Annotated in this window: 24 protein-coding genes and 1 riboswitch; of the genes, 15 read left to right on the top strand and 9 right to left on the bottom strand. The window is 62.2% G+C overall.

Going from position 1 to position 24,240, the window contains the following annotated elements; translation table 11 throughout:
* The first annotated feature begins 6 nt into the window (after nt 1–6).
* A complete protein-coding gene (gene hemH, locus INQ47_RS16940; RefSeq protein WP_404702150.1) occupies nt 7–1,023 on the top strand; it encodes a ferrochelatase in 1,017 nt (338 codons plus the stop codon).
* A gap of 35 nt (nt 1,024–1,058) precedes the next feature.
* On the opposite strand, the gene INQ47_RS16945 is transcribed toward hemH, so the two are convergent.
* Nucleotides 1,059–2,324, bottom strand: coding sequence for a uracil-xanthine permease family protein (locus tag INQ47_RS16945; RefSeq protein ID WP_103443485.1), 1,266 nt, complete (start codon nt 2,322–2,324; stop codon nt 1,059–1,061).
* 2 nt (nt 2,325–2,326) lie between these two features.
* A complete protein-coding gene (gene upp, locus INQ47_RS16950) occupies nt 2,327–2,965 on the bottom strand; it encodes a uracil phosphoribosyltransferase (RefSeq protein WP_003247366.1) in 639 nt (212 codons plus the stop codon).
* A 161-nt stretch (nt 2,966–3,126) separates the two neighbouring features.
* Here upp and INQ47_RS16955 point away from each other — a divergent pair, with 161 nt between their 5' ends.
* From INQ47_RS16955 to INQ47_RS16970, 4 genes are all read left to right on the top strand, one after another.
* Nucleotides 3,127–3,684, top strand: a complete 558-nt coding sequence (locus tag INQ47_RS16955) for a hypoxanthine-guanine phosphoribosyltransferase (protein WP_003247364.1) — start codon at nt 3,127–3,129, stop codon at nt 3,682–3,684.
* A 2-nt stretch (nt 3,685–3,686) separates the two neighbouring features.
* The gene (locus tag INQ47_RS16960) at nt 3,687–4,160 is read left to right on the top strand and encodes a WbuC family cupin fold metalloprotein (protein WP_404702151.1); all 474 of its coding nucleotides are present in this window, start codon (nt 3,687–3,689) and stop codon (nt 4,158–4,160) included.
* A gap of 51 nt (nt 4,161–4,211) precedes the next feature.
* Complete coding sequence (locus INQ47_RS16965) at nt 4,212–4,682, top strand: hypothetical protein (RefSeq protein ID WP_404702152.1); 471 nt, start codon at nt 4,212–4,214, stop codon at nt 4,680–4,682.
* A 68-nt stretch (nt 4,683–4,750) separates the two neighbouring features.
* On the top strand, nt 4,751–5,041 hold the full coding sequence (locus tag INQ47_RS16970; RefSeq protein WP_404702153.1) for a PA4642 family protein: 291 nt from the start codon (nt 4,751–4,753) through the stop codon (nt 5,039–5,041).
* Nucleotides 5,042–5,199: 158 nt separating this feature from the next.
* Here the strand turns inward: INQ47_RS16970 and mqo are convergent, their stop codons facing one another.
* Entirely contained in the window at nt 5,200–6,708 is a 1,509-nt protein-coding gene (gene mqo / locus INQ47_RS16975) for a malate dehydrogenase (quinone) (protein ID WP_252460293.1), read from the bottom strand.
* 600 nt (nt 6,709–7,308) lie between these two features.
* The gene (locus INQ47_RS16980; RefSeq protein WP_252460292.1) at nt 7,309–7,542 is read right to left on the bottom strand and encodes a hypothetical protein; all 234 of its coding nucleotides are present in this window, start codon (nt 7,540–7,542) and stop codon (nt 7,309–7,311) included.
* Between the two features lie 145 nt (nt 7,543–7,687).
* On the opposite strand from INQ47_RS16980, the gene INQ47_RS16985 reads away from it, so the two are divergent.
* Nucleotides 7,688–8,272, top strand: coding sequence for a YajG family lipoprotein (locus tag INQ47_RS16985; protein WP_021783486.1), 585 nt, complete (start codon nt 7,688–7,690; stop codon nt 8,270–8,272).
* A gap of 74 nt (nt 8,273–8,346) precedes the next feature.
* Here INQ47_RS16985 and INQ47_RS16990 read toward each other — a convergent pair whose 3' ends face one another.
* Nucleotides 8,347–8,553 carry a hypothetical protein gene (locus tag INQ47_RS16990; RefSeq protein WP_031322363.1) on the bottom strand — a complete coding sequence of 69 codons (207 nt, stop codon included), beginning with the start codon at nt 8,551–8,553 and terminating at the stop codon, nt 8,347–8,349.
* Nucleotides 8,554–8,713: 160 nt separating this feature from the next.
* On the opposite strand from INQ47_RS16990, the gene INQ47_RS16995 reads away from it, so the two are divergent.
* Nucleotides 8,714–8,974, top strand: coding sequence for a hypothetical protein (locus tag INQ47_RS16995; RefSeq protein ID WP_252460291.1), 261 nt, complete (start codon nt 8,714–8,716; stop codon nt 8,972–8,974).
* A gap of 35 nt (nt 8,975–9,009) precedes the next feature.
* On the opposite strand, the gene INQ47_RS17000 is transcribed toward INQ47_RS16995, so the two are convergent.
* The gene (locus tag INQ47_RS17000) at nt 9,010–10,179 is read right to left on the bottom strand and encodes a 1-acyl-sn-glycerol-3-phosphate acyltransferase (RefSeq protein ID WP_014589682.1); all 1,170 of its coding nucleotides are present in this window, start codon (nt 10,177–10,179) and stop codon (nt 9,010–9,012) included.
* 122 nt (nt 10,180–10,301) lie between these two features.
* On the opposite strand from INQ47_RS17000, the gene INQ47_RS17005 reads away from it, so the two are divergent.
* From INQ47_RS17005 to INQ47_RS17020, 4 genes are all read left to right on the top strand, one after another.
* Nucleotides 10,302–10,487: a CPXCG motif-containing cysteine-rich protein gene (locus INQ47_RS17005; RefSeq protein WP_010951999.1), complete on the top strand. Its 186-nt coding sequence runs from the start codon at nt 10,302–10,304 to the stop codon at nt 10,485–10,487.
* Nucleotides 10,487–10,747, top strand: coding sequence for a putative signal transducing protein (locus INQ47_RS17010; protein ID WP_404702154.1), 261 nt, complete (start codon nt 10,487–10,489; stop codon nt 10,745–10,747). Before INQ47_RS17005 ends, INQ47_RS17010 begins: the two co-directional genes overlap by 1 nt.
* 15 nt (nt 10,748–10,762) lie before the next feature.
* Nucleotides 10,763–11,383 carry an SOS response-associated peptidase gene (locus INQ47_RS17015; protein WP_404702155.1) on the top strand — a complete coding sequence of 207 codons (621 nt, stop codon included), beginning with the start codon at nt 10,763–10,765 and terminating at the stop codon, nt 11,381–11,383.
* 350 nt (nt 11,384–11,733) lie between these two features.
* Nucleotides 11,734–12,552, top strand: a complete 819-nt coding sequence (locus INQ47_RS17020) for a M48 family metallopeptidase (protein ID WP_021783481.1) — start codon at nt 11,734–11,736, stop codon at nt 12,550–12,552.
* Between the two features lie 43 nt (nt 12,553–12,595).
* Here INQ47_RS17020 and INQ47_RS17025 read toward each other — a convergent pair whose 3' ends face one another.
* The 3 genes from INQ47_RS17025 to INQ47_RS17035 form a co-directional block, all read right to left on the bottom strand.
* Nucleotides 12,596–13,177, bottom strand: a complete 582-nt coding sequence (locus INQ47_RS17025) for a TMEM165/GDT1 family protein (RefSeq protein ID WP_172402786.1) — start codon at nt 13,175–13,177, stop codon at nt 12,596–12,598.
* 91 nt (nt 13,178–13,268) lie between these two features.
* Nucleotides 13,269–13,408, bottom strand: a riboswitch (yybP-ykoY riboswitch).
* A 39-nt stretch (nt 13,409–13,447) separates the two neighbouring features.
* The gene (locus tag INQ47_RS17030; protein WP_404702156.1) at nt 13,448–14,446 is read right to left on the bottom strand and encodes a methyltransferase; all 999 of its coding nucleotides are present in this window, start codon (nt 14,444–14,446) and stop codon (nt 13,448–13,450) included.
* Between the two features lie 54 nt (nt 14,447–14,500).
* Nucleotides 14,501–15,466: a 2-hydroxyacid dehydrogenase gene (locus tag INQ47_RS17035; RefSeq protein WP_404702157.1), complete on the bottom strand. Its 966-nt coding sequence runs from the start codon at nt 15,464–15,466 to the stop codon at nt 14,501–14,503.
* A gap of 293 nt (nt 15,467–15,759) precedes the next feature.
* On the opposite strand from INQ47_RS17035, the gene INQ47_RS17040 reads away from it, so the two are divergent.
* The 4 genes from INQ47_RS17040 to INQ47_RS17055 all read left to right on the top strand — a co-directional run bounded on the left by INQ47_RS17040 (nt 15,760) and on the right by INQ47_RS17055 (nt 24,099).
* Complete coding sequence (locus INQ47_RS17040) at nt 15,760–17,442, top strand: fatty acid--CoA ligase (RefSeq protein ID WP_404702158.1); 1,683 nt, start codon at nt 15,760–15,762, stop codon at nt 17,440–17,442.
* A 331-nt stretch (nt 17,443–17,773) separates the two neighbouring features.
* On the top strand, nt 17,774–19,657 hold the full coding sequence (locus INQ47_RS17045; RefSeq protein WP_404702159.1) for a DUF1302 domain-containing protein: 1,884 nt from the start codon (nt 17,774–17,776) through the stop codon (nt 19,655–19,657).
* A 25-nt stretch (nt 19,658–19,682) separates the two neighbouring features.
* Entirely contained in the window at nt 19,683–21,047 is a 1,365-nt protein-coding gene (locus INQ47_RS17050) for a DUF1329 domain-containing protein (protein ID WP_252460485.1), read from the top strand.
* Between the two features lie 334 nt (nt 21,048–21,381).
* The gene (locus INQ47_RS17055) at nt 21,382–24,099 is read left to right on the top strand and encodes a LuxR C-terminal-related transcriptional regulator (RefSeq protein WP_404702160.1); all 2,718 of its coding nucleotides are present in this window, start codon (nt 21,382–21,384) and stop codon (nt 24,097–24,099) included.
* Nucleotides 24,100–24,240: the final 141 nt, after the last annotated feature.

Consider the following 24,240-nt stretch of genomic DNA (forward strand, 5'->3'; position numbering starts at 1 on the left):
CGCTGCATGACCGATCACGCCCTGCTGCTGGTCAACCTGGGTTCCCCGGCCTCCACCTCGGTGGCCGATGTGCGCCGCTACCTCAACCAGTTCCTCATGGACCCGTACGTGGTCGACCTGCCGTGGCCGGTGCGGCGCTTGCTGGTGTCACTGATCCTGGTCAAGCGCCCGGAGCAGTCGGCACATGCCTACGCTTCGATCTGGTGGGAGGAGGGCTCGCCTTTGGTTGTGCTGACCCGTCGCCTGCAGGCCGCGATGGTCGAGCACTGGCCCCATGGCCCGGTGGAAATTGCCATGCGCTACGGCCAGCCGGCCTTGCCTGATGTGTTGGCGCGGTTGGCCGCCCAAGGTGTGCGCAAGGTGACTTTGGCACCGCTTTATCCACAGTTCGCCGACAGTACGGTGACCACTGTGGTCGAGCAGGCAAAACAGACGGTCAGCGAGCGGCAGTTGCTGTTGCAGATGCGCGTGCTGCAGCCGTTCTACGAGCACCCGGCGTACATTGAGGCGCTGGCAGCCAGCGCCCGGCCGTACCTGGAGCAGGGTTACGACCACCTGCTGCTGAGCTTCCATGGCTTGCCGGAACGGCACCTGAAGAAGCTGTTTCCGAAGGGGGTCAAGCACGACCTGCGTGCTGCCGATTGCTGCCACGGTGCTCCTGCCGAAGTACGTTCGGTTTGCTATCGCGGGCAATGCCTGGCTACGGCCAAGGCCTTTGCGCAGAGCATGGGCATACCTGATGGCAAATGGTCGGTATCGTTCCAGTCACGGCTGGGGCGGGACAAGTGGATCGAACCCTATACCGAGACGCGGTTGGATGAGCTGGCCAAGGCCGGAGTGAGGAAGCTGCTGGTGATGTGCCCGGCGTTTGTGGCGGATTGCATCGAGACACTGGAAGAGATTGGCATGCGTGGCAGCGAGCAGTTTGTCGAGGCTGGCGGCCAGGAGCTGGTGCTGGTGCCGTGCCTGAATGATCACCCGGAGTGGGTCAGGGTGTTGGCTGATATGTGTGAAAAGGCCTGAATCGAAGGGGCCGTGTTGCGGCCCCTTCCGACCGGTTATACATCCAGCTTCTTGTGCTTCCAGCCATCATTGCCCGGCAGAATCAGGTTCAGGGCAATAGCCACAATGGCGCACAGGGCGATGCCCTTCAGGCCCCAGTCATCCGGGCCGTCACCGCTGCCGATCAGCACGCCGCCGATACCGAACACCAGTGTCACCGAGACGATCACCAGGTTGCGTGCTTCGGCCAGGTCGATCTGGTGGCGGATCATGGTGTTCATGCCCACCGCTGCAATCGAGCCGAACAGCAGGCACAAAATCCCGCCCATAACCGGCACCGGGATGCTCTGCAGCAGCGCGCCGAATTTGCCGATAAACGCCAGGGTAATGGCGAAGACCGCCGCCCAGGTCATGATCTTCGGGTTGTAGTTCTTGGTCAGCATCACCGCGCCGGTCACTTCGGCGTAGGTGGTGTTGGGCGGGCCGCCGAACAGGCCGGCTGCAGTGGTGGCCAGGCCGTCGCCCAGCAAAGTCCGGTGCAGGCCGGGCTTTTTCAGGTAGTCACGGCCAGTCACGCTGCCCACTGCGATCACCCCGCCGATATGCTCGATCGCTGGCGCCAGCGCAACCGGGACGATGAACAGAATGGCCTGCCAGTTGAACGCAGGGGCGGTGAAATTGGGGATTTCCAGCCACGGTGCGGCAGCGATCCTGGCGGTATCGACCACGCCAAAGGCGAACGACAGGGCAAAGCCCACCAGCACGCCAGAGATGATCGGAACCAGGCGGAAAATACCTTTGCCGAATACGGCGACGATCAAAGTTGTCAGCAGCGCTGGCATCGAGATCAACATGGCCGTCTTGTACGGCATCAGTGCTGTACCGTCCCCACCTTTGCCCATCGCCATGTTGGCGGCGATCGGTGCCATGGCCAGGCCGATGGAGATGATCACCGGACCGATCACTACCGGCGGCAGCATGCGGTCGATGAAACCGGTGCCTTTGACTTTGACCATCAGCCCCATGAAGGTGTACACGAAGCCAGCAGCCATTACACCACCCATGGTCTCGGCAAGGCCGAACTGGCCTTTGGCGAGGATGATCGGAGTAATGAAGGCAAAGCTCGAGGCCAGGAACACCGGTACCTGACGACCGGTGACCAGCTGGAATAGCAGCGTGCCGATGCCGGCGGTGAACAGCGCGACGTTCGGGTCGAGGCCGGTGATCAGGGGCATCAGCACCAGCGCGCCGAATGCCACGAAGAGCATCTGCGCGCCCGAAACGACCTGGCGCCAGAGCGGGTCGTTGAAGCCGTCCTGCATGGTCAGGCGTCCTTTTGCTTGGTGCCGAAGATCTTGTCACCGGCATCGCCCAGGCCAGGCACGATGTAGCCGTGTTCGTTCAGGCGCTGGTCGATCGAGGCGGTGTAGATCTTCACGTCCGGGTGGGCTTTTTCCACCACCTCGATGCCTTCTGGCGCGGCGACCAGGACCATGGCGCGAATCTCTTTACAGCCGGCCTTTTTCAACAGGTCGATGGTGGCAACCATCGAGCCGCCGGTAGCCAGCATCGGGTCGATGATCAGGGCCAGGCGCTGGTTGATGTCCGGCGCGAGCTTTTCCAGGTAGGTGTGGGCTTCGAGGGTTTCTTCGTTACGGGCAACGCCGACGGCGCTGACCTTGGCACCCGGAATCAGGCTGAGCACGCCGTCAAGCATGCCGATGCCGGCGCGCAGGATCGGTACTACAGTGATCTTCTTGCCGGCGATTTTTTCAACCGAGACCTTGCCACACCAGCCGTCGATTTCGTAGGTTTCGAGGGGCAGGTCCTGGGTGGCTTCATACGTCAGGAGCGCGCCGACTTCCTGGGCGAGTTCGCGAAAGTTTTTGGTGCTGATATCGGCACGGCGCATCAGGCCGAGCTTGTGGCGGATCAGCGGATGGCGGATCTCACGAGTGGGCATAGGGGGGCTCCGAAAGGCGGGCAAAAAAACCGCGCTAGATTAATCTATTCAGCCTGTGCTGTCGTCTGGTCATTCTGGACGTTAGTCCATAAATGCTTGATCTGTGACGAGCGGATGCGTACCTTTGCCCGCTTTTCCAAAATGCCCCCCCGGAGAGCGCCATGTCCGCCGATCTCGAGCATATCCGTCAAGTCATGCGTGAAGCTGACTGCCTGTACACCGAAGCCGAAGTCGAAGCGGCCATCGCCAAAGTCGGCGAGCAGATCTGCAAGGACCTGCACGACAAGAACCCGGTTGTGTTCTGCGTGATGAACGGCGGCCTGATCTTCTCCGGCAAACTGCTGACCCACCTGCAGTTCCCGCTGGAAGCCTCGTACCTGCACGCTACTCGCTACCGCAACCAGACCAGCGGCGGCGAGCTTTTCTGGAAGGCCAAGCCAGAAGTGTCGTTCATCGACCGTGATGTGTTGATCGTCGACGATATCCTCGACGAAGGGCACACCCTCAGCGCCATCATCGAGTTTTGCAAGCATGCCGGCGCCCGATCGGTGTACACCGCTGTGCTGATCGACAAGGACCACGACCGCAAGGCAAGCCCTGACCTCAAGGCCAACTATGTGGGCCTGCCTTGCGTTGATCGCTATATCTTCGGTTACGGCATGGACTACAAAGGTTACTGGCGCAACGCTAACGGCATCTTCGCCGTAAAGGGGCTGTAACCTTGCGCCGGCCTGCGTTCATCGACCAATCGCTGTTCGCCGGGCTGGCCGAAAAGGCTACTGCCAACCCGCGTGGGCGGCAGCACCATAACTTTCACGATATGGAAGAGCCCTGCCACCGCATGGTCGTCGGGCTGCAACCGAGCACCTACATTCCGCCGCATCGCCATTTGAGCGCCGACAAGGCTGAAACCTTGATAGTGCTCAAGGGGCGCCTTGGCCTGCTGATCTTCGATGAACAGGGCGCGGTAACTGACACGCGGGTGCTGCAGGCCGGTGGTGACTGCTTGGGTGTGGATCTGACGCCTGGTACCTACCATGGTTTGGTGGTGCTGGAGCCGGACAGTATGCTGTTCGAGTGCAAGGCTGGGCCATACCGACCGGTGGGCGAGGGCGAGCACGCACACTGGGCGCCGCGCGAGGGTGAAGCCGGTGTGGCCAATTACCAGGCCTGGATGCGCGCGCAGTTCGATTGATATCGGCTGTACCCGGCGTGCTAGAGTGCTCCTTCAGACAAGGAGCCTCACATGCGTGCGATTCTTCCCCTCCTGCTGGCGGTCAGCATGCCGCTCGTTGCCGCACCGCTGCACAGTCAGTTCCTGCCACCTGATGACCTGTCCTTGCGCCAGGAAGCGCCGACTAGCCAGCAATTGCTGCAAGTGACTGACTATTCGGTGGTCGTAGGGGCCCAGCGCCCGTCCGATCAGCAGCCGATCCCGATCACATCGTCGTTGCAGGTGCGCCTGAAGGGCAAGCCGCTGAGCAAGGGCGCGACCATTGCCCAGGTGCTGCTGACGTTCGATGGTGAAGCGGCCAAAAGCCTGAAAAAGCCTGTGTATGACGCTAAAACCCGCACGTTGAGCCTGAACTATCCGGTGAGCAACTACCGGGTGGTCATGGACTTGCTGCGTAACGAAACCCTGTACGTGCAGTTTCTGACCTACGGCAACGGCCACATCTGGGCCGACTTGCACACCGGGACGGTACGTACGCGTTGAGGCGCGCAGCCTGCGGGGGGTAAACTGCCGGCCTTCGAAATTCCGTGATGGTCCAGTTGGAGTCGGCAATGCGTAAAGACAAGAAACAGGTAATCGGTGACGAAATCAGCGACGACTACATCAAGTCGTTCCTTCAGTTCGAGCCGGCCGATGGTGTGACTTCGCCGTCACTGCACAAGCTGGTCAAGGCCTACCGCGGCCTGCGTGTCGACGACTTCGAGCGCTTTGTAGGTTTCTTCGTCGAAGCTGGCCTGGACCTGGATGGCAAGGACGAGCACGGCAAAACCTTCGTCGAGCAGATTGCCGACCAGCGCAATGCCCCTGATTACATCGAGATCATCAATAAAGCCCGTGGTTGATTGGTAACCTGTCCCGGCCCTTTCGCGGGTAAACCCGCTTCTACAAAGGATATGCGGTCCATGTAGGAGCGGGTTTACCGCGAAAGGGCCGGCACAGGCTGACAAACACCCAGGCACAAAAAAACGCCCCGAGGGGCGTTTTTTCGTTAGCAGGCGGTTCAGGCGTAATGCTTGGCCGCCGGGCTGCTTTCTGCCAGGTCCAGGGCCGCGTCGTTATCGGCACTGATCTTGTGGTATAGCGCAGCATCGGTTGCCAGGGTCTTCTCGCGAGCCGGGAAGATTTCCTTGAGCTTGGCAGCCCAGGCACCCTTGGCCTGCTCGGGGAAGCAGCGCTCAATCAGTTCCAGCATGATCGATACGGTTACCGAGGCACCCGGCGATGCGCCGAGCAGTGCTGCCAGGCTGCCGTCCTGGGCCGAGACCAGCTCGGTACCGAACTGCAGCACGCCGCCTTTTTTCGGGTCTTTCTTGATGATCTGCACGCGCTGCCCCGCCACTTCCAGGCGCCAGTCTTCGGCCTTGGCCTGCGGATAGAAACGACGCAGGGCTTCCAGGCGCTGCTCCATCGACTGCATCACTTCGCTGACCAGGTACTTGGTCAGGTCCATGTTGTCGCGGGCCACGGCCAGCATCGGGCCGATGTTGCCCATGCGCACCGACAGCGGCAGGTCCATCAGCGAGCCGTGCTTGAGGAACTTGGTGGTGAAGCCGGCATAGGGGCCGAACAGCAGCGAGGTCTTGCCGTCCACGACGCGAGTGTCCAGGTGCGGTACCGACATCGGCGGGGCCCCTACAGCGGCCTGGCTATACACTTTGGCCTGGTGCTGCTTGACGATTTCCGGGTTGTCGCAGCGCAGCCACTGGCCGCTGACCGGGAAGCCGCCGAAGCCTTTGCTTTCCGGGATGCCGGACAACTGCAGCAGCGGCAGGGCCGCGCCACCAGCGCCGAGGAAGACGAAGCGGGCGTCGACTTCACGGCTGCCGCCGCTGTTGACGTCCTTGATGCTCACGGTCCAGCCGCTGCCGTTACGGCGCAGGCCGACAACCTTCTTGCTGTACTTGACCTGCGCGTCCGGTGAGTCGCCCAGCAGCTTGAGCAGCTTGTTGGTCAGTGCGCCGAAGTTCACGTCGGTGCCTTTGGCCACGCGGGTAGCGGCGATGTGCTGGTCGGCCGGGCGGCCAGGCATCATCAGCGGCATCCAGTCGTTCATCACGGCCTTGTCTTCGGTGTATTCCATCTCGGCGAAGGCGTGGTGCTGCTTGAGCAGCTCGAAGCGCTTCTTGAGGAAGGAAACACCCTTGTCACCCTCGACATAGCTCAGGTGCGGGACAGGGTTGATGAAGGCACGCGCCGAGCCGAAGTTGGCCTTCTTGCTCAGGTAGGCCCAGAACTGGCGCGAAACCTCGAACTGGGTGTTGATGTGCACGGCCTTCTTGATGTCGATGCTGCCATCGGCGGCCTGCGGCGTGTAGTTCAGCTCGCACAGGCCGGCGTGGCCGGTGCCTGCATTGTTCCAGGGGTTGGAGCTTTCCGCGGCCCCGGAGTCCATAGCCTCGACGACCTCAAGCTTCAGGGTCGGGTCAAGCTCCTTGAGCAGTACGGCCAGGGTGGCACTCATGATGCCCGCGCCTACCAGTACCACATCAACCGATTCGTTCTGCGCCATTTAACGCGTCTCCACAATCTACAGCTACCTAATTGACAGCATAGGACCTGGGGTTGCCAGGGTCGCCATGTCCGACTTTTCGCAGTTCTTGCAACTTCCGCGGACACCGCCAATCAGTCTTCGGGTTCGTGTATTGAACGCCGTTTGCCACAGGTGCGGCAATTCGACTTATGGTCAAGGTGTCGTGCGTGCGTTATGGAACGGTTCAGACACTCATACGGGATGAGCGCATCTGCCGCCTGTTCAGGGCTGTTCGGGACACATCTGCCGCTTTTGCACATGCCAGACTGTTCATTTGCTCGCCACACTCTTGTGAAGTTGTGAAAACCGTTTTTTCACGCTCTTTTGGAGACGTGAACCTCAAAAGGGGACTGCGCGATGGCAACCCGCAGGTTCATGCAGTGTGAAGGGCCGGAAAAACAGGCACGACAGCCGATGCAAGACCTGAGTGGAAGGCTCTCTGTGGGCGAAGCGGTGAAGTTGCCGGGGTCAATCGGCGGATGCGGGGCCCGATCAGGAGACGTCCTTATAATCGGGGGGAGATTATAGCGATGTCGCGGGCAGAAATGTCGCCATTCGTGGTTTTTATTGCAGCGTTTGTCAGACAGCGAGGAGGCGCTGGTGCCAACGGCGGTTTGCGCGGGCGCAAACCCGGGCTTCGATGGGCAGCTCGCGCCCCAGCCAGGCCAGCTGAATTTCGCTGATCTGCACCCAGTCGATACCGCTTGGTGCCTGACTGCATTGCTTGAAGGCCAGGCATTTGCCATCAGCGTCAAGGCGGGCATAAGCGTTGTGGCGCGGCCGTTGGAAGAGCAGAGTCCAGAGCGAGGCCATGGCGGCGAGTCCTTTGCGTTAGGGCTTGGCGCAAGGATAAGGGAGTGGCCATGAAACGATTGTGACAACCGGGTCGGGCCGATGACTGGTCTGTGCCTGGCTAGGTATACTGTGGGCCTTTGCCGCATTTTCTGGAGAAACGCGCATGTTGCAACGTCTGTTGTTCGGTTTGATCGCCGTGGCCAGCCTTAGCCTTGTCGGTTGTGCCCACAGCCCGCAACAACTCAACCCGCAACCCACGCTCAAGGCCCAGCTGGCCCCGGTCGGCCATGGCCAGCCGGTGGTGGTACGGGTAGTCGATGGCCGGCCTTCGCAGTCCCTGGGTACCCGCGGTGGCATGTACCCCGAGACCAGCACCATCAGTGTCAGCGGTAATGACGTGGTGCCCAAGCTGCAGGCTCAGGCTGAAGCGGCTGTGCGCCTGCTCGGCTTCACCCCGACCCCGAACGCCGGCAATGCACCGCAGCTGACCGTGACCCTGGCCGAGCTGAAGTACCAGTCGCCGAAAGACAACCTTTACGTGACCGAGGCCACCATCGGCGCCACCTTCCGTGCTGATGTGACCAATGGCGGCCGCCGTTACAGCGGCCGTTATGGCGCTTCGCTGGACCAGCGTTTCGGCATGGCGCCGAATCAGGACACCAATAACCAGCTGGTGGGTGATGTGCTGAGCGATGCCCTGACCCGCCTGTTCAAGGACCCGAGCATCGGGCAGGTGCTCGGTCAGTAAGCTTCAGGTTGTACAAGAAAACCCGCTGCCTGAGTGACAGGCCGCGGGTTTTTTATTGTCCGGTCGGCGCAGGCTCACGCAGCTTCTATGTGGAAATCCAGCAAGCTGAACCCTGTGCCTGCATGCACTTCGGGCAAATCCTCATGCGCGTGCCCGCCAAGCGCACAGTAGACCAGCCACTGGCGGTCCTGCACATTGATGGCAAAACCATCGATCAACGCCTGTTGTTCATCGCTCTGGGCAACGAGGTAGAGGCGGTCCTGGTTTTCGGCGTGCAACATGAAAAGGCTCCGGGCCATGAAAAGGCCGACAGGGTCGCCTGTATTGATGACGAGCGGATGACAGATGAAATTTAATGACAGTTTGTCGCCAAGGCCGGGCACCAAGGTGCGACTTGGGTAGAATGCTGGCCTTTGCCGTTGCTCACACCGAGGTTGCGTGATGTCCTTGCAAGTGCTCTGGGGGTTCCTGGCCGCCCACCCCACCAAGCTGATCAACCTGCTGGCGCTGCTGCTGACCTGCCCGGGCGGTTTGCTGCTGCACAGTGCGCGGCGGCGCGAGGCCGAAACCCGCGAGTACATGGCAGTAGACGAGGGGGTAGTGGACGCATCCGACCTTCGAGTGCCGAAATACTTCTACATTCTTGGCTTTTCGTGCCTGGCGATGGCGCTGCTGCTGTCCTGGTTCAGCACCTGGGTCTGAGAACCATCGGGGCCGCAAGGCAGCCCCAAACCTGATCAGGCTACAGGAGCCTGCTGTCTGACCTGGTACTGGTTGCGCACCGGCGTCGCATACTGCAACACCAGGTATGGCCGCTGCTCTTGCGGGCAGGCATCCAGACGCCGTTGCCATTCTTCCTTGGCCTTGGCCAGCTCATCCGCCGGGAACACCTTCTCGGCGCTTGGCACCTGCAGGGCTTCGTCCTTGCCCTCCCACATCGCATACGCCAGGTAATGCACCGGGAACAGTCGGTAGCCCCCCAGAATCTGCCGGTCGATCTCCGCCGCCAGCTGCTTGGTGTCTTCGTGGTACTCGGTTACCGGCGGGGCGAAATTGATGTGCACGCGGCCCTTGTAGCCGGTAATGCCTTTGGCAATGCTGTTGTCATCTTCGCCGGGCGCCTTCTTGTAGGTGCCGGTGGTGGCGCGGATGTACAGCTCCCGGGCCTTGGCCTGGTCGCACGGGTCATACTCGTAGCTGATCGACACCGGGGTCAGGTTCAGGCTCTGGATCACTGCACCGAACGGCTCGTCCTTGCGGCTCATGTGGAACATCTTGAGGATCGCCGAATCGGTGCGGTCGTCACCGTCCTTGGCCCGACCTTCGGCCTGGGCGATCCAGATCGAGGTGGCATCGTTGCGGATCGAGTGGTTGATGTAGGCCGATAGCAGCTGGTAAGCAGCCAGTTTTTCGCGTCGCCCGCTGATCGAACGGTGCACGATGAAGCTCTTGTTCAGGCGCATCATGTCGCTGACAAAGGGCTTTTGCAGCAGGTTGTCGCCAATGGCGATGCGCGGCGTGGGCAGGCCGGCGTGGTACACCGCATAGTTGACGAAGGCCGGGTCCATGACGATGTCACGGTGGTTGGCCAGGAACAGGTAGGCGGTGCCGGCCTTGAGCTGTTCCACACCCGAGTAGGTGACGCCGTCGGTGGCGCGATCGATGGTCTGGTCGACGTAGTACTCGACTTTGTCCTGCAAGGTCGAGACACAGGTAACGCCGGCGAATTCCTTGCGCAGGCGGCGTGCAATCAGGGGCTTGAGCAACCAGCCGAGAGCACCGGCCGCCCGCGGAAAGCGGAAGTGGGTGAGGATATCGAGGAATGCCGGGTCGCTGAGCAGGCGTGCCAGAACGGCAGGGACCTCAGCGTCGTCGTACGGTCGGATGGCATCGAATTCGCCCATCATGCTCTCTTGTTGGAAACGGCTAGGGTAATAAGGTAGGGACGGGCTCCGAAAAACGGCTCGGACGCACACAGACCCTGTAAACAGACCGGCAATTATACGCATAAGTCACTGCGGAGGCCGCGATGCTGGAAACCGACTTCTATGATTGCCCTTATTGTGGCGAACGTGTGGAAACTACCGTCGATCTATCTGCTGGCGACCAGGTTTATACCGAGGATTGCCAGGTGTGCTGCCAGCCTGTGGTGTGCATTCTGCAGGTGCACGGTGACGAATGGATGCTCGAAGTCCGCCGCGAGGACGACACCTGATGCAGCGCATCTACGAACCGGAAAGCCTGCTCGAAGCGGAAATGCTGGCAGGCATGCTTGCCAGCGAGGGGATCGAGGTGCACGTGGTCGGCCGTGACCTGCTCGGTGCCGCCGGCGAGCTGCCTTTGCAGGGGCTGCTGGGGCTCATTGTCACTGATGAGCAGGCCGAATGCGCACGGCGGCTGATCGATGCGTACAATGATGCCCAGCCATTGGTTGGCGACGAACCGGAGAATGTCCCCGGTACCTTGATCTGCTAGGTTCTGAATTCGCCCATGTGTGGACGTTATGCCCTGTTTCGCTGGCCTCAGGCCCTTGCCAGTCTGCCGGGCTTCCCCGTCGGTCAGCCGGCCCAATGGAATATATCGCCTGGGGCGTCGGTGCTGATCCAGCGTCAGTTTGACGGCCAGCAACAACTGGCCAAGGCGCGCTGGGGGTTGACCCCGGCCTGGCTCACCGACCTCTCCCGCACCCCTGCCCATGCCCGCGCCGAAACGCTGGCCGAACAGCCGATGTTTCGCGATGCGTTTCGCCAGCGCCGCTGCCTGATGCCGGCCAACGGCTTTTACGAATGGCGTGGCAGTGTGCGCAAACGCCCGTATTGGTTGACCCCGGGGGAGGGGGCGTCGTTGTACTTTGCGGCGGTTTGGGAAGCCTACCCGGTGCAGGACCAGGTATGGCTGAGTTGCGCGGTGGTGACCCAGGCCGCCATGAACCAGCGCCGGCCGCTCATACTCGACGAAGCGGGGCAGGCGGCCTGGCTTGACCCGGATACGCCGGTTGCCCGCTTGCACGAGCTTCTGGCCAGCCCACCGGCGACGTTGCGTGAGCGGGCCTTGGCCAATTTCGTCAATGACCCGAAGCTGGATGCGCCGGAGTGCCTGACCCCGGCTTGATGGGTTGTCTGCGCCGGTCCTTTCGCGGGCAAGCCCGCTCCTACAACGGTCGTGTTCCCCTGTACGGGCGGGCTTGCCCGCGAAGGGATCGGTACAGTCGACGAAAATCCTCCCAGCGGCCAAGGCGGCCAAGGCGGCCAATTTCGTCAATGAGCCGAAGCGGGATTGATGGGGTGCCTGTGCCGGCCCTTTCGCGGGCAAGCCCGCTCCTACCAACGGTCGTGTTCCCCTTGTAGGAGCGGGCTTGCCCGCGAAGAGGCCGGTACAGGCGACGAAAATCTTCCCTGCGGCTATGGCAGCCACTGGCGACTCGGCCTAGGATACGGCGCATGTAAAAAGGGAGTGTTTTCATGCGTAAGTCTTTTGTCGTCAGCCTGTTGAGTGCTGGCATCCTGCTGGCCGGCTGCCAGGCGGTGAATACCACCAGCGGCGGTGCTGTTGGCGTCGAGCGCCAGCAGTACATGTTCAGCATGCTCTCGACCGACGAGGTCAATCAGATGTACGCCCAGTCGTATCAGCAGACCTTGGGTGAAGCATCGAGCAAGGGTGTGCTCGACAAGTCCAGTGCCGATGCCAGGCGTGTGCAGGCCATTGCCAACCGCCTGATCGCCCAGGCGCCCAAATTCCGCCCGGATGCCGCGCAGTGGGACTGGCAAGTCAACGTGATCAAGAGTGACGAACTGAACGCCAACTGCGGCCCGGGTGGCAAGATCATCGTTTACACCGGGCTGATCGATCAGCTCAAGCTCACCGATGCGGAAATTGCCGCAGTGGTGGGGCACGAGATTGCCCACGCCTTGCGTGAGCATAGCCGCGAGGCCATGTCCAAGGCATACGGTGTGGAAATGGCTCGCCAGGGTGCCGGTGCCATCTTCGGCCTCGGCCAGAGCAGCATGGCCATGGCCGACACGGTGGTGAACTACGCCATGACCTTGCCCAACAGCCGGGCCAACGAGAACGAGGCCGACCTTATTGGCCTGGAGCTGTCGGCCCGTGCCGGCTACGACCCGAATGCCGCGATCACCTTGTGGAACAAGATGAGCAAGGCTTCCGAAGGTGCACCGCCTGAGTTCATGAGTACTCACCCGGCGTCCGCGAGCCGCATTGCTTCGCTGCAGGCGGCGATTCCGAAGGTGATGCCGCTGTATCAGGCTGCAGCCAAACCGTAACTGCCTGAATCCTGGGGCTGCATGGCAGCCCCCGTTTTTCCCTTTACCCAATCCAGCCACTGGTCTTCATTGCCGAATAGACGGCCACGATCGCCAGCACGAAGAACGCCGTTGCCGCCAGGCGGCGAATCAGCGTCAGCGGCAGTTTGTCAGCCGCGAAGTTGCCCGCCAGCACCACCGGCACGTTGGCAATCAGCATGCCCAGGGTAGTGCCGATAATGACCATGATCAGGTGCGGATACTGCGCAGCCAGCATCACGGTGGCGACCTGGGTCTTGTCGCCGATTTCGGCCAGGAAGAACGCAATCAGTGTCGTCAGGAACGGCCCGAACCGGCGCGCCGGGTTCTCGTCGTCATCCATTTTGTCCGGCACCAGGGTCCACAGTGCGGTGGCGGTAAAGCTCGCGGCCAGGATCCAGTGCAGCGCCGATTCGCTGAAGAAGCTGCCGACCCAAGCCCCCACGGCACCAGCTGCAGCATGGTTGGCCAGGGTGGCGGCGATGATGCCGGCGATGATCGGCCAGGGTTTGCGGAAGCGGGCAGCGAGAATGAGTGCGAGCAGTTGCGTCTTGTCGCCGATCTCGGCCAAGGCAACGATAGCGGTGGGGACCAACAGAGATTCCAGCATCAGGATTCCTACGGGGGCGGGTCGACACGGCTATGACACGTACAGCCTTCCCGCCCCGGGTAAGGTGTGCGTGTCATAGGTCTTGTCAAACCCTCGATCCGTCTATGCGGATCTCGCCATGCAGGCTTGCATGGTGGGTCGCACGCGCCATGGTCTGTGGACCAAGTATGTTGACGCGTACCGGGCGAGCTGGGTGCTCGCGGGAGACTACTCCCCTAGGACGGTGCGGATTCTGCCTAGGCAAAACGCTTTCGGCAAGCGCTGTTTTTATCCGTGAGTTGCCTGGTAGATGCGGAAACCGTCGGCCTCGTCGCATACTTGGCAGTTGCCCAATGCCCCTTCGATCAGTGGCTGGTAGCGCAGGAAGCTGTTGGCCACCAAGCGCATTTCGCCACCTTTTCGCAGATGAACGGCCGATTTTTTCAGCAAGTTTTCTGAAGCTTGATAGTTGGTATGAACGCCGGTGTGGAACGGCGGGTTACTCAGAATAAGGCTCAGTTCGGTTGGGGCTGCGTCAATGCCATCGCCGCTGATCACTTCGCCTTCCAGGCCGTTGGCAGCCAGCGTCAGGCGGCTGGCTGCCACGGCAAAGGCATCCACGTCCAGCAAGGTCACCCGGCTTTGTGGGTATCGGCGTTTGAGCGTGGCACCCAACACCCCGGCACCGCAGCCAAAGTCCAGCATGTGGCCACCGGGCAGGCCGTCAAGATGCTTCAGTAGCAGGGCGGTACCTCGGTCGAGTCGGCCATGGCTGAATACCCCAGGCAGGCTGACCACCTGCAGCGGGCCGTCTTCCAGGGCCAGCTCGAAGCGCTCGGCCAGGCTTTCCAGCGGTTTTGCCTGCGGCGCCTGGTCGATTGTCACTTGCCACAGCTGGCAGTGCCGGGCGCTGTCGAGTTTGCGTGGCTTGCCAAAGGCCTGCAACTGCTTGGCCGCGCCCTCGATGCCTCCGCGCTTCTCACCGACCAGGTACAGCTCGCGGCCAGCCAGGCGCGACGCCAGGGCGTTGAGCAGGTAGGCGGCCAACTCGCGGGATTTGGGCAGGAACAGCACGGCGCTGTCGAATGCTGCTTCAGGGGCCTCGACGCCGTAATGGCTGCGGCCTGCGAAGCGGCTTTCGAGCATGGCCTGATCGCCGGCATGCCAAGTCCAGGCCTGGGCCTGAGGCAACTGGCCGAGCAGGTCGTCGGCGGGGGCGCCGGCGATCAGCAGCGGCCCCTGAAACAGCTCTGCCTGGCGGAGCAACACTTCACTGCGCGGGTCCATGGACGACGTCTCCTGGAAAAAAGTGGCGCAGTGTAGCAGAGGCAGGCGCCCGGCTCAGCTGACCACGCGGCGTGGCTGCCCGGCGAAGAAGGCCTGGGCATTCTCGCTGAGCTGGCCGACGATGCGCTGGCGTGACTCCACGGCACCCCAGGCGCTGTGCGGGGTGATGATCAGGCGCGGGATGCCGGGCTCCAGCAGCGGGTTACCGTTGATCGGCGGCTCCACGCTCAGCACGTCGGTGGCCGCGCCGCCCAAGTAACCACCGCGCAGGGCGTCTGCCAACGCCTGTTCGTCGATCAGGCCGCCACGGGCGGTGTTGACCACCAGCGCATTGGGCTTGAGCAGGGCCAGTTCGCGGGCACCGAGCATATGCCGGGTGTGCTCGTTCAGCGGGCAATGCAGGGTCAAGGCGTCGACTTGCGGCAGCAACTCGTCCAGCGGCAGCCGGTCGGCGCGCTCCGGGCGGCCAGGGATCTGCCCGCTCAGTACGCGCATACCAAAGGCTTCGGCCAGCCTCGCCACGGCGCCGCCCAGTTCACCGTGGCCGAGCAGACCGAGGGTTTTGCCTTCCAGTTCGACGATAGGAAAGTCCAGCAGGCAGAACTGGCTGGCCTTGGCCCACTGGCCTTCGGCTACCGCCTGGTTGTAGTCGCACAGGCGGGTGGCCAGGGCCAGCAGCAGGGCCAGGGTATGCTGGGCGACAGACGGCGTACCGTAGCCCTGGCAGTTGCACACGGTGATGCCCTGGGCGCGGGCGGCGGCCAGGTCGACATTGTTGGTGCCGGTAGCGGCCACCAGGATCAGCTTCAGTTGCGGGTTGGCGGCCAGGGTAGCGGCGTCGAGCATGACTTTGTTGCTGACCACTGCCACGGCGCCCTGCAAGCGTTCCGCGACCTGTTCCGGGCGGGTCGCGGCGAACAGTTCGAATGCGTCGAACTGCTGCTTCAGGGGCGAAAGGTCGAGGTCGCCAAGGTCCAGGGACTGGTGATCGAGAAACACGGCGCGACGCGGGCTGGGCATGAAGATCTCCGGTGGCAGGGAGGGATAAGGGCGTTGTGGCCATTTGCGGGCATGCCCGCGCCCACAAGGTCACCACAACCCTTGCAGGAGCGGGCTTGCCGGCGAAGAGGCCCTCGGCTTCGGTGCAAACCTGAAGCCGACGCCGCAGTGTCTAGCTCAACCTTGCTGCCCGTCAACGCCCGCCACTCATACCTCTGCCGCGCAAATCATTCCTTCGGCTGATTTGGCCGTCACATTGGCGAACTACAGTAATCCCAGACTTGTCCGGCCCGCTTTTCAGAAAAGGGATCCCCATGTTGCAGACACGCATCATCAAGCCCGCCGAGGGCGCCTATGCCTATCCATTGCTGATCAAGCGCCTGCTGATGTCCGGCAGCCGCTATGAAAAGACCCGCGAAATCGTCTATCGCGACCAGCTGCGGCTGACGTATCCACAGCTCAACGAGCGCATTGCCCGCCTGGCCAATGTGCTGACCGAGGCCGGGGTCAAGGCCGGGGACACCGTGGCGGTGATGGACTGGGACAGCCATCGCTACCTGGAATGCATGTTCGCCATCCCGATGATCGGTGCCGTGGTGCACACCATCAACGTGCGCCTGTCGCCCGAGCAGATCCTTTACACCATGAACCACGCCGAAGACCGGGTGGTGCTGGTCAACAGCGACTTCGTCGGCCTGTACCAGGCCATTGCCGGGCAGCTGACCACTGTCGACAAGACCTTGCTGCTGACTGATGGCCCGGACAAGACTGCCGAACTGCCCGACCTGGTCGGCGAGTATGAGCAGCTGCTGGCTGCCGCCAGCCCGCGCTACGACTTCCCGGACTTCGACGAGAACTCGGTAGCCACCACCTTCTACACCACTGGCACCACCGGTAACCCCAAGGGCGTGTATTTCACCCACCGGCAACTGGTACTGCACACACTGGCCGAAGCCTCGGTCACCGGCAGTATCGACAGCGTGCGCCTGCTGGGCAGCAACGACGTGTACATGCCCATCACCCCGATGTTCCACGTGCATGCCTGGGGCATCCCTTACGCTGCCACCATGCTCGGTATGAAGCAGGTGTACCCGGGGCGCTACGAGCCGGACATGCTGGTCAAGCTTTGGCGCGAAGAGAAGGTCACCTTCTCCCACTGCGTACCGACCATCCTGCAGATGCTGCTCAACTGCCCGAACGCCCAGGAGCAGGACTTCGGCGGCTGGAAGATCATCATCGGCGGCAGTTCGCTCAACCGGTCTCTGTACCAGGCCGCCCTTGCACGCGGCATCCAGCTGACCGCCGCGTATGGCATGTCGGAAACCTGCCCGCTGATTTCGGCCGCACACCTGAACGATGAATTGCAGGCCGGCAGCGAAGATGAGCGCGTCACCTACCGAATCAAGGCCGGTGTGCCGGTGCCGTTGGTCGAAGCGGCCATCGTCGACGGCGAAGGCAACTTCCTGCCCGCCGATGGTGAAACCCAGGGCGAGCTGGTACTGCGTGCGCCGTGGCTGACCATGGGCTACTTCAAGGAACCGGAGAAGAGCGAGGAGCTGTGGCTGGGCGGCTGGCTGCACACCGGTGACGTCGCCACCCTCGACGGCATGGGCTACATCGACATCCGCGACCGCATCAAGGATGTGATCAAGACCGGTGGCGAGTGGGTTTCCTCGCTCGACCTGGAAGACCTGATCAGCCGCCACCCGGCCGTGCGCGAAGTGGCGGTGGTGGGGGTGGCCGACCCGCAGTGGGGGGAGCGCCCGTTTGCCCTGCTGGTGGTACGTGACGGCCACGATATCGACGCCAAGGCGCTGAAGGAACACCTCAAGCCGTTCGTTGAGCAAGGTCACATCAACAAGTGGGCGATTCCAAGCCAGGTCGCCGTTGTTACTGAAATTCCCAAGACCAGTGTCGGCAAGCTCGACAAGAAACGCATCCGCCAGGACATCGTCCAGTGGCAGGCCAGCAACAGCGCATTTCTTTCCACGTTGTAACCTTTGTGCGGGTCGCGTACGTCAGGGCGCGACCCGCATGCTAGAGAGCCCGCCGCCTTGCCAAACGGCAGAAATGCGCCATCCTTGAGCATTGCCAGCCCGCAACCGGAGCAAAACTGCAGCGAGTTGGTGGCATGGAGCGCAAATCACACTTTAGAGGGATCAAGCGCCTGTGCCTGCTGGCTATAGTCGGGGCCAGGGGATTTTCAGGAATGGGGGAGGGCGACATGCGCAAGTTGTGTCGCCGCAGGTGCAAGCCTGCAATCCGGTCGCTCGGGCCGTTCTTGAAAGGACTCACTGCCATAACAAAAAAGTACATGGAGTAGCGTCGATGAAATCTGCAAACCTGTTCTGGCGCCGGGCCAAGCTGCCCTTGGCCGTCAGCCTTGCTTCCACGCTCGCAAGTCCTGCTTTCGCTGTCAGTTTCAACATTGGTGAAATCGAAGGCCAGTTCGACTCGTCGCTCTCCATCGGCGCCAGCTGGTCGACGGCCAACCCCAACAAGAACCTGATAGGGGTGAACAACGGCGGCAAGGGCCTGTCACAGACGTCCGACGATGGCCACCTGAACTTCAAGAAGGGCGAAACCTTCTCCAAGATCTTCAAAGGCATTCATGACCTGGAGCTCAAGTACGGCGACACCGGTGTGTTCGTCCGTGGCAAGTACTGGTACGACTTCGAACTGAAGGACGAAGGCCGCGAGTTCAAGGACATCAGCGACTCCAACCGCAAGGAAGGCGCCAAGTCGTCCGGCGCCGAGCTGCTCGACGCCTTTGTCTATCACAACTACGCCATCGGCGATCAGCCTGGCTCGGTGCGTTTTGGCAAGCAGGTGGTGAGCTGGGGCGAAAGTACCTTCATCGGCGGCGGCATCAACGCGATCAACCCCATCGACGTGTCGGCGTTCCGCCGCCCCGGGGCCGAGATCAAGGAAGGCCTGATTCCGGTCAACATGTTCTACGTTTCGCAGAGCCTGACCGACAACCTGTCGGCCGAGGCCTTCTACCAGCTCGAGTGGGACCAGACGGTCGTCGATAACTGCGGCACTTTCTTCTCCCAGCCGGACATCATTGCCGATGGTTGCAGTGACAATCTGCGGGTGTTGAACAGTAGCAGGGCGTTGTCGCCCCAGGCGCTTGCCGGTTTGTCGGCATTTGGTGTGGACGTGAACAGCGAGGGTGTGAAAGTACCGCGTGGCGCCGACCGCGATGCGCGTGACAGCGGCCAGTTCGGCGTCGCGTTCCGCTACATGTTCGAGCCGCTGGATACCGAGTTCGGTGCCTACTTCATGAACTACCATAGCCGGGCACCGATCTTCAGTGCTACCGGGGCGCCGCAGGCGCTGTTCAACCTGGTGAACAACCCACTCGCGTCACCTGCGGTACGAGCGCTGGCGCCGTTGATCATTGCAGGCAACTCCCAGTACTTCGTCGAGTATCCGGAAGACATCCGTCTGTACGGGCTGAGCTTCTCCACCACATTGCCTACTGGCACGGCCTGGAGCGGCGAACTTAGCTACCGCCCTAACGCTCCAGTGCAACTCAACTCCACAGATATTCTGTTTGCCGGTGTAAGGCCGATCGATAGAGCGCCCTACAACAATGCCTCGGTGCTGACTGGCACTCCAGGACAAGACCTGCACGGCTACCGGCGCAAGGAGGTCACCCAGTTCCAGACCACCTTCACGCACTTCTTCGACCAGGTCATGGGTGCCAGCCGCCTTACCGTGGTCGGCGAAGTCGGCGTTACCCATGTGGGTGGGCTGGAAAGCAACAGCAAGGCGCGCTACGGGCGTGACCCGGTCTATGGCCCGGGCCCATTGCCAAACGGCACCTGCGCCACTCTCAACGGTGCCACCATCGTCGGTTCGGGGCTTGGCTCCTCAACCGCGAACCTTGATCGCAACTGCGAAAACGACGGCTTTACCACCTCGACCTCCTGGGGCTACCGCGCCCGTGCCATCTGGGACTACAACGACGTATTCGCCGGGGTCAACCTCAAACCAAGCGTGGCCTGGTCGCATGATGTCTCCGGCTACTCGCCCGGCCCTGGCGGCAACTTCGAGGAAGGCCGCAAGGCTGTCAGCCTGGGCCTGGATGCCGAGTATCAGCAAACCTACACGGCGAGCCTCTCGTACACCAACTTCTTCGATGGCAAGTACAGCACCGTGGATGACCGCGACTTCGTCGCCCTCAGCTTCGGCGTGAACTTCTAAGCATACAGATCCAGGACGACACGACATGAACAAGACCAGAAGTCTGCTGCAAGCCGGTGTACTGGGCCTGTCCCTGCTGGCGACCAGCGTCATGGCTGCGGTATCCGCCGACGAGGCGGCCAAGCTGGGCAGCACCCTGACCCCGATGGGCGCCGAGAAAGCCGGCAACGCCGACGGCTCCATCGGCCCGTGGGAGCCGCTGTCGAAGACCGCAGGCAGTGTTGACGGCAAGGGCTTCCTGTCCGACCCGTACGGCAGTGAAAAGCCGCTGTTCACCATCACGGCGCAGAATGCCGACCAGTACAAGGACAAGCTCTCGCCCGGCCAGTTGGCCATGTTCAAGCGCTACCCGAACACCTACAAGATCCCGGTGTTCAAGACCCACCGCGGCGCAACCGTCCCGGCCGATGTGTTCGCTGCCATCAAGGAAAACGCCACCAAAACCACCCTGGTGGAGGGCGGCAACGGCCTTAGCAACTTCCGCACGGCGGTGCCGTTCCCGATCCCGAAAAGCGGCCTTGAGGTGATCTGGAACCACATCACCCGCTACCGCGGCGGCAGTGTCAGCCGCCTGGTGACCCAGGCCACACCGCAGCAGAACGGCTCGTTCAACCCCGTGTACTTCTCCGACCAGTTCGTCTTCCGCGACAAGATGAAGGACTACGACCCGAACAACCCAGGCAACATCCTGTTCTACTTCAAACAGGAAGTTACTGCGCCTGCGCGCCTGGCCGGGACTGTGCTGCTGGTGCACGAAACCCTCGACCAGGTGAAGGAGCCGCGCAAGGCATGGATCTACAACGCCGGCCAACGCCGTGTGCGCATGGCACCGCAAGTGTCGTATGACGGCCCGGGTACCGCCGCCGACGGCCTGCGTACGTCGGACAACCTGGACATGTTCAACGGTGCACCCGATCGTTATGACTGGAAGCTGGAAGGCAAGAAGGAGCTGTACATCGCATCGAACGCCTTCAAACTGGATGATCCGAAGCTCAAGTACGCCGACATCATCAAGGCCGGGCACATCAACCAGGACTTGGCCCGTTACGAGCTGCGCCGCGTCTGGCACGTGGTTGCAACCCTCAAGCCGGGTCAGCGGCACATCTACGCCAAGCGTGACTTCTATATCGATGAGGACACCTGGCAGGCAGCAGTGATCGACCAGTACGACGGCCGTGGCCAACTGTGGCGCGTGTCCGAGGCTCACGCCCAGCCTTATTACAACGTGGAAGTGCCTTGGTACACCCTGGAAGCCATCTACGACCTGCAGTCCGGTCGTTACCTGGCCCTGGGCATGAAGAACGAAGAGAAACGCGCCTACGACTTCGGCTTCAGCGCCAGCAAGGCCGACTTCCAGCCAGCGGCGCTGCGTCAGTCGGGTATTCGCTAAGCTGAGATCACTGAACGCCGTGTGATCCCCAGAACGCCCCGGCTCGCCGGGGCGTTTCTATTTCCTGAACCGGCCTCTTCGCGGGTGAACCCGCTCCTACAGGTTCCGCGCAGCCCTGTAGGAGCGGGTTCACCCGCGAAGAGGCCGGACAAGGCAATAAACCTCCTGAATACCTCCCCAAACCCCCGCCCCAGCCCCTGTCCATCAGCCATGTTGCTTTTTGTCGCAGTCTTTTCCACGCCAATTGTGCCCATCATCTTCAAATACGCCGCATTACCCGCTAGTCTCGCAAACATCCATACCGCCGTTGTCTTCCAACCAGAACGAGCCGGCCATGACAGATTTGTCCCGTACGCATGGATTCGCAAGTCAGGCCCTTGGCCTGCGGGACGGGCGTTTCTTCCGGCCGCCGCTGCCGGACGGCCATGTACCGCGCCTGCGTTTGTGCCAGCGGCTGGAGGCCGGCTTGGGCGGGCGGCTGCTGCTGGTCAATGCGCCGGCGGGTTTCGGCAAAAGCTCCCTGGCCATCGAGTTTTGCGAAACGCTGCCCGAGCACTGGCGCAGCCTGTGGCTGGGCCTGAGCCAGCGGGATGCCGACCCCGGCCGCTTCCTTGAGCGCTTGCTTGAAGGCCTGCAGCAATACTGTCCGGCACTGGGCGGCCAGGCCATGGGCCTGCTGAAAATGCGCCAGCGCCATCAGCCGTTTGCCTTTGAAGAGTGGCTCGACGGCCTGCTCGACGAGCTGGCGCTGTACCTGCAAGCTGATACGCCGCTGCTGCTGGTGCTGGACGACTATCACCTGGCCCAGGGGCCGGTGCTCGACCGTTGCCTGCAGTTCTTCCTCAATCACCTGCCCCCCGGCCTGGTGTTGCTGGTGACCAGCCGCCAACGGCCAGACTGGCACCTGGCGCGCCTGCGCCTGTCCCGGCAGTTGGTCGAGCTTAACGAACAGGACCTGCGCCTCACCGCGGATGAGGCGCTGGCAGTGATCGGTCGCCAGCCTACCGGCCTGCGCGGCCAGGCGCTGGACAACCTGATCCAGCGCAGCGACGGCTGGGTGGCCGGGTTGCGTTTCTGGCAGTTGGCTGCCAGCGACAGCGCTGACGAGCAAGCCTTGCCCCAGGCGCTGCATGGTGGCGAGGGCCTGATCCGCGACTACCTGCTTGAAGAGGTCATCGACAGGCTACCTGCAGACGTGCAGGCCTTCTTGGACGAAACCGCCTGCCAGGAGCGTTTCTGCGCTCCACTTTGCGATGCGCTGCGTGGCCGTCACGACAGTGCCGCCGTCCTGAGCTTCCTGCAGGCGCATCAGGTGTTCCTTGTGCCGCTGGACGAGCATGGGCACTGGTTCCGCTATCACCATTTGTTCTCTGACCTGCTGCGCAGCCGCCAGGCCAGCGAATCGCTGGTGGCTCTGCATTTGCGGGCCTGCCGCTGGTTTGAAGCCCAAGGCCTACTGGATGAGGCGGTGGAGCAGGCTTTGCGTGCCGGCCACCTCGATGTTGCCGCCGACCTGGTGCAGAGCCTGTCCGAGGAGCAACTGCTGGCCGAGCAGAACGTCGGCATGTTGCTGCGCTGGAAGATGGACCTGCCCGACAGTCTGTTGATCAGCACGCCGCGGCTTATCGTGCTGTACAGCTGGGCGTTGGGCCTGGCTTGCCAGTTGGATGCTGCCGAGGAGCTGGCCGCCTACCTCAGTCGCTTTCTGCCCGCGCCTTCGGCGACCGCGCAAAAGTCGATGCTGGCCCAATGGCTGGCACTCAGTGGGGTGATTGCCCGTGGCCGTGGCGACCGCGAGCGCACCCTGGCCTATTGCGGCGAAGCGCTACAGAGCCTGCCGAGCAAGCGCTATGGCCAACGTCTGGTGTGCTTGTCGACGCTGTCCAACCTGGCCATTGCCGATGGTGACTTCTGGCGTGCCCGGGGCTGGAACCGTGAAGCCCTGGAGCTGGCCCAACGGGTCGGCAACCCCTTGTTCGAGGCGCTGGCTCATTACGACCGGGCGCGGGTGCTGCATGCCCGTGGCGAGGTGCTGCGCGCGCTGGACGAAGTGCGCCAGGGGCTGCAACGTCTGCAAGGGCTTTCGGCGCAGCGGCTGTATGCCGTACGTGCGCGGCTGACGCTTTACGAAGGTTACCTGTTGGTCTCGCGCCTGCAGCCGGCCCAAGGCCGGGCGCGTTTGCGCGCGGGGCTGGGCGAGGCGCGAGCGTGCCGGGACATCAGTGTGCTCATTGGTCATTGCGTGATTGCCACGCTCGATGGCCGGGAAGGTCACTTTGCCGAGGCCTTTGCCGAACTGGCCGAGGCCGAGCGTTTGATGCATATATGGGATGTGCCCCCGGTCTACTATCTGGCCATGATTACCCTGGTCAAATGCGAACTGTGGCTGGCCCAGGGGCGTACCGACCTGGCGGAGTCCTGGCTGCAGCGCCTGGGCCAGACCTATGGCGGTGAGCAGCCGGCGGTGCCACCGGAATTCCATCCGCTGCTGCCTTTGCACATTGCGTTGCAGCAGGCATTGCTCGATCGTATCCAGTTGCGTAGCGACGATGCCGTGCAACGCCTGGCTTGCCTGGTAGAGCGCGGCCAGGCCAGTGGCGGCATGATGCTCGCCGTAAGCGCCCTGTGCCAATGGCTTTCCCTGCTATTGGACGAAGGCAAGGAAGGCCAGGCCGCGCAGTTGCTGCCCAGTTTACTGGAGGCGGCTCATGGCGGCGTGATGCAGCCGATGCAGCCACTTCTGGAAAAACACCCGCAATGGCTTCATGAACAACTGCAGGCAGGTGCCGTTTGCCCGGTGCAGGCTGAACTGCTCAAGCATCTGCCGCCAGTGCCAGTCGCCAGTACGGGCAATGGCGAAGCGCTGAGTGGTCGCGAATTGGCCGTGCTCGAACTGATTGCCCAGGGCTGTTCCAATCAGCAGATCAGCGAGCGGTTGTTCATTTCCCTGCACACGGTGAAGACCCACGCCAGCCACATCAACAGCAAGTTGGGCGTGGAGCGGCGCACCCAGGCGGTGGCCAAGGCCAAATCCCTGGGGTTGCTGGGGTGATACTGGCCCTGTAGGTCATTGCTCGTTAAAGTGATGGCCTGACGCCATGGTTTGTGGCCGGCAATGCTCTACCCTCATCTTTCCCGACCAGCTGCCGATACAGCTATCGGTGGCATCGCCTCGCGCGATTTTTCAATCATT

The organism is Pseudomonas sp. 3HC3, from assembly GCF_044904505.1.
Classification (GTDB): Bacteria; Pseudomonadota; Gammaproteobacteria; order Pseudomonadales; family Pseudomonadaceae; genus Aquipseudomonas; species Aquipseudomonas putida_Y.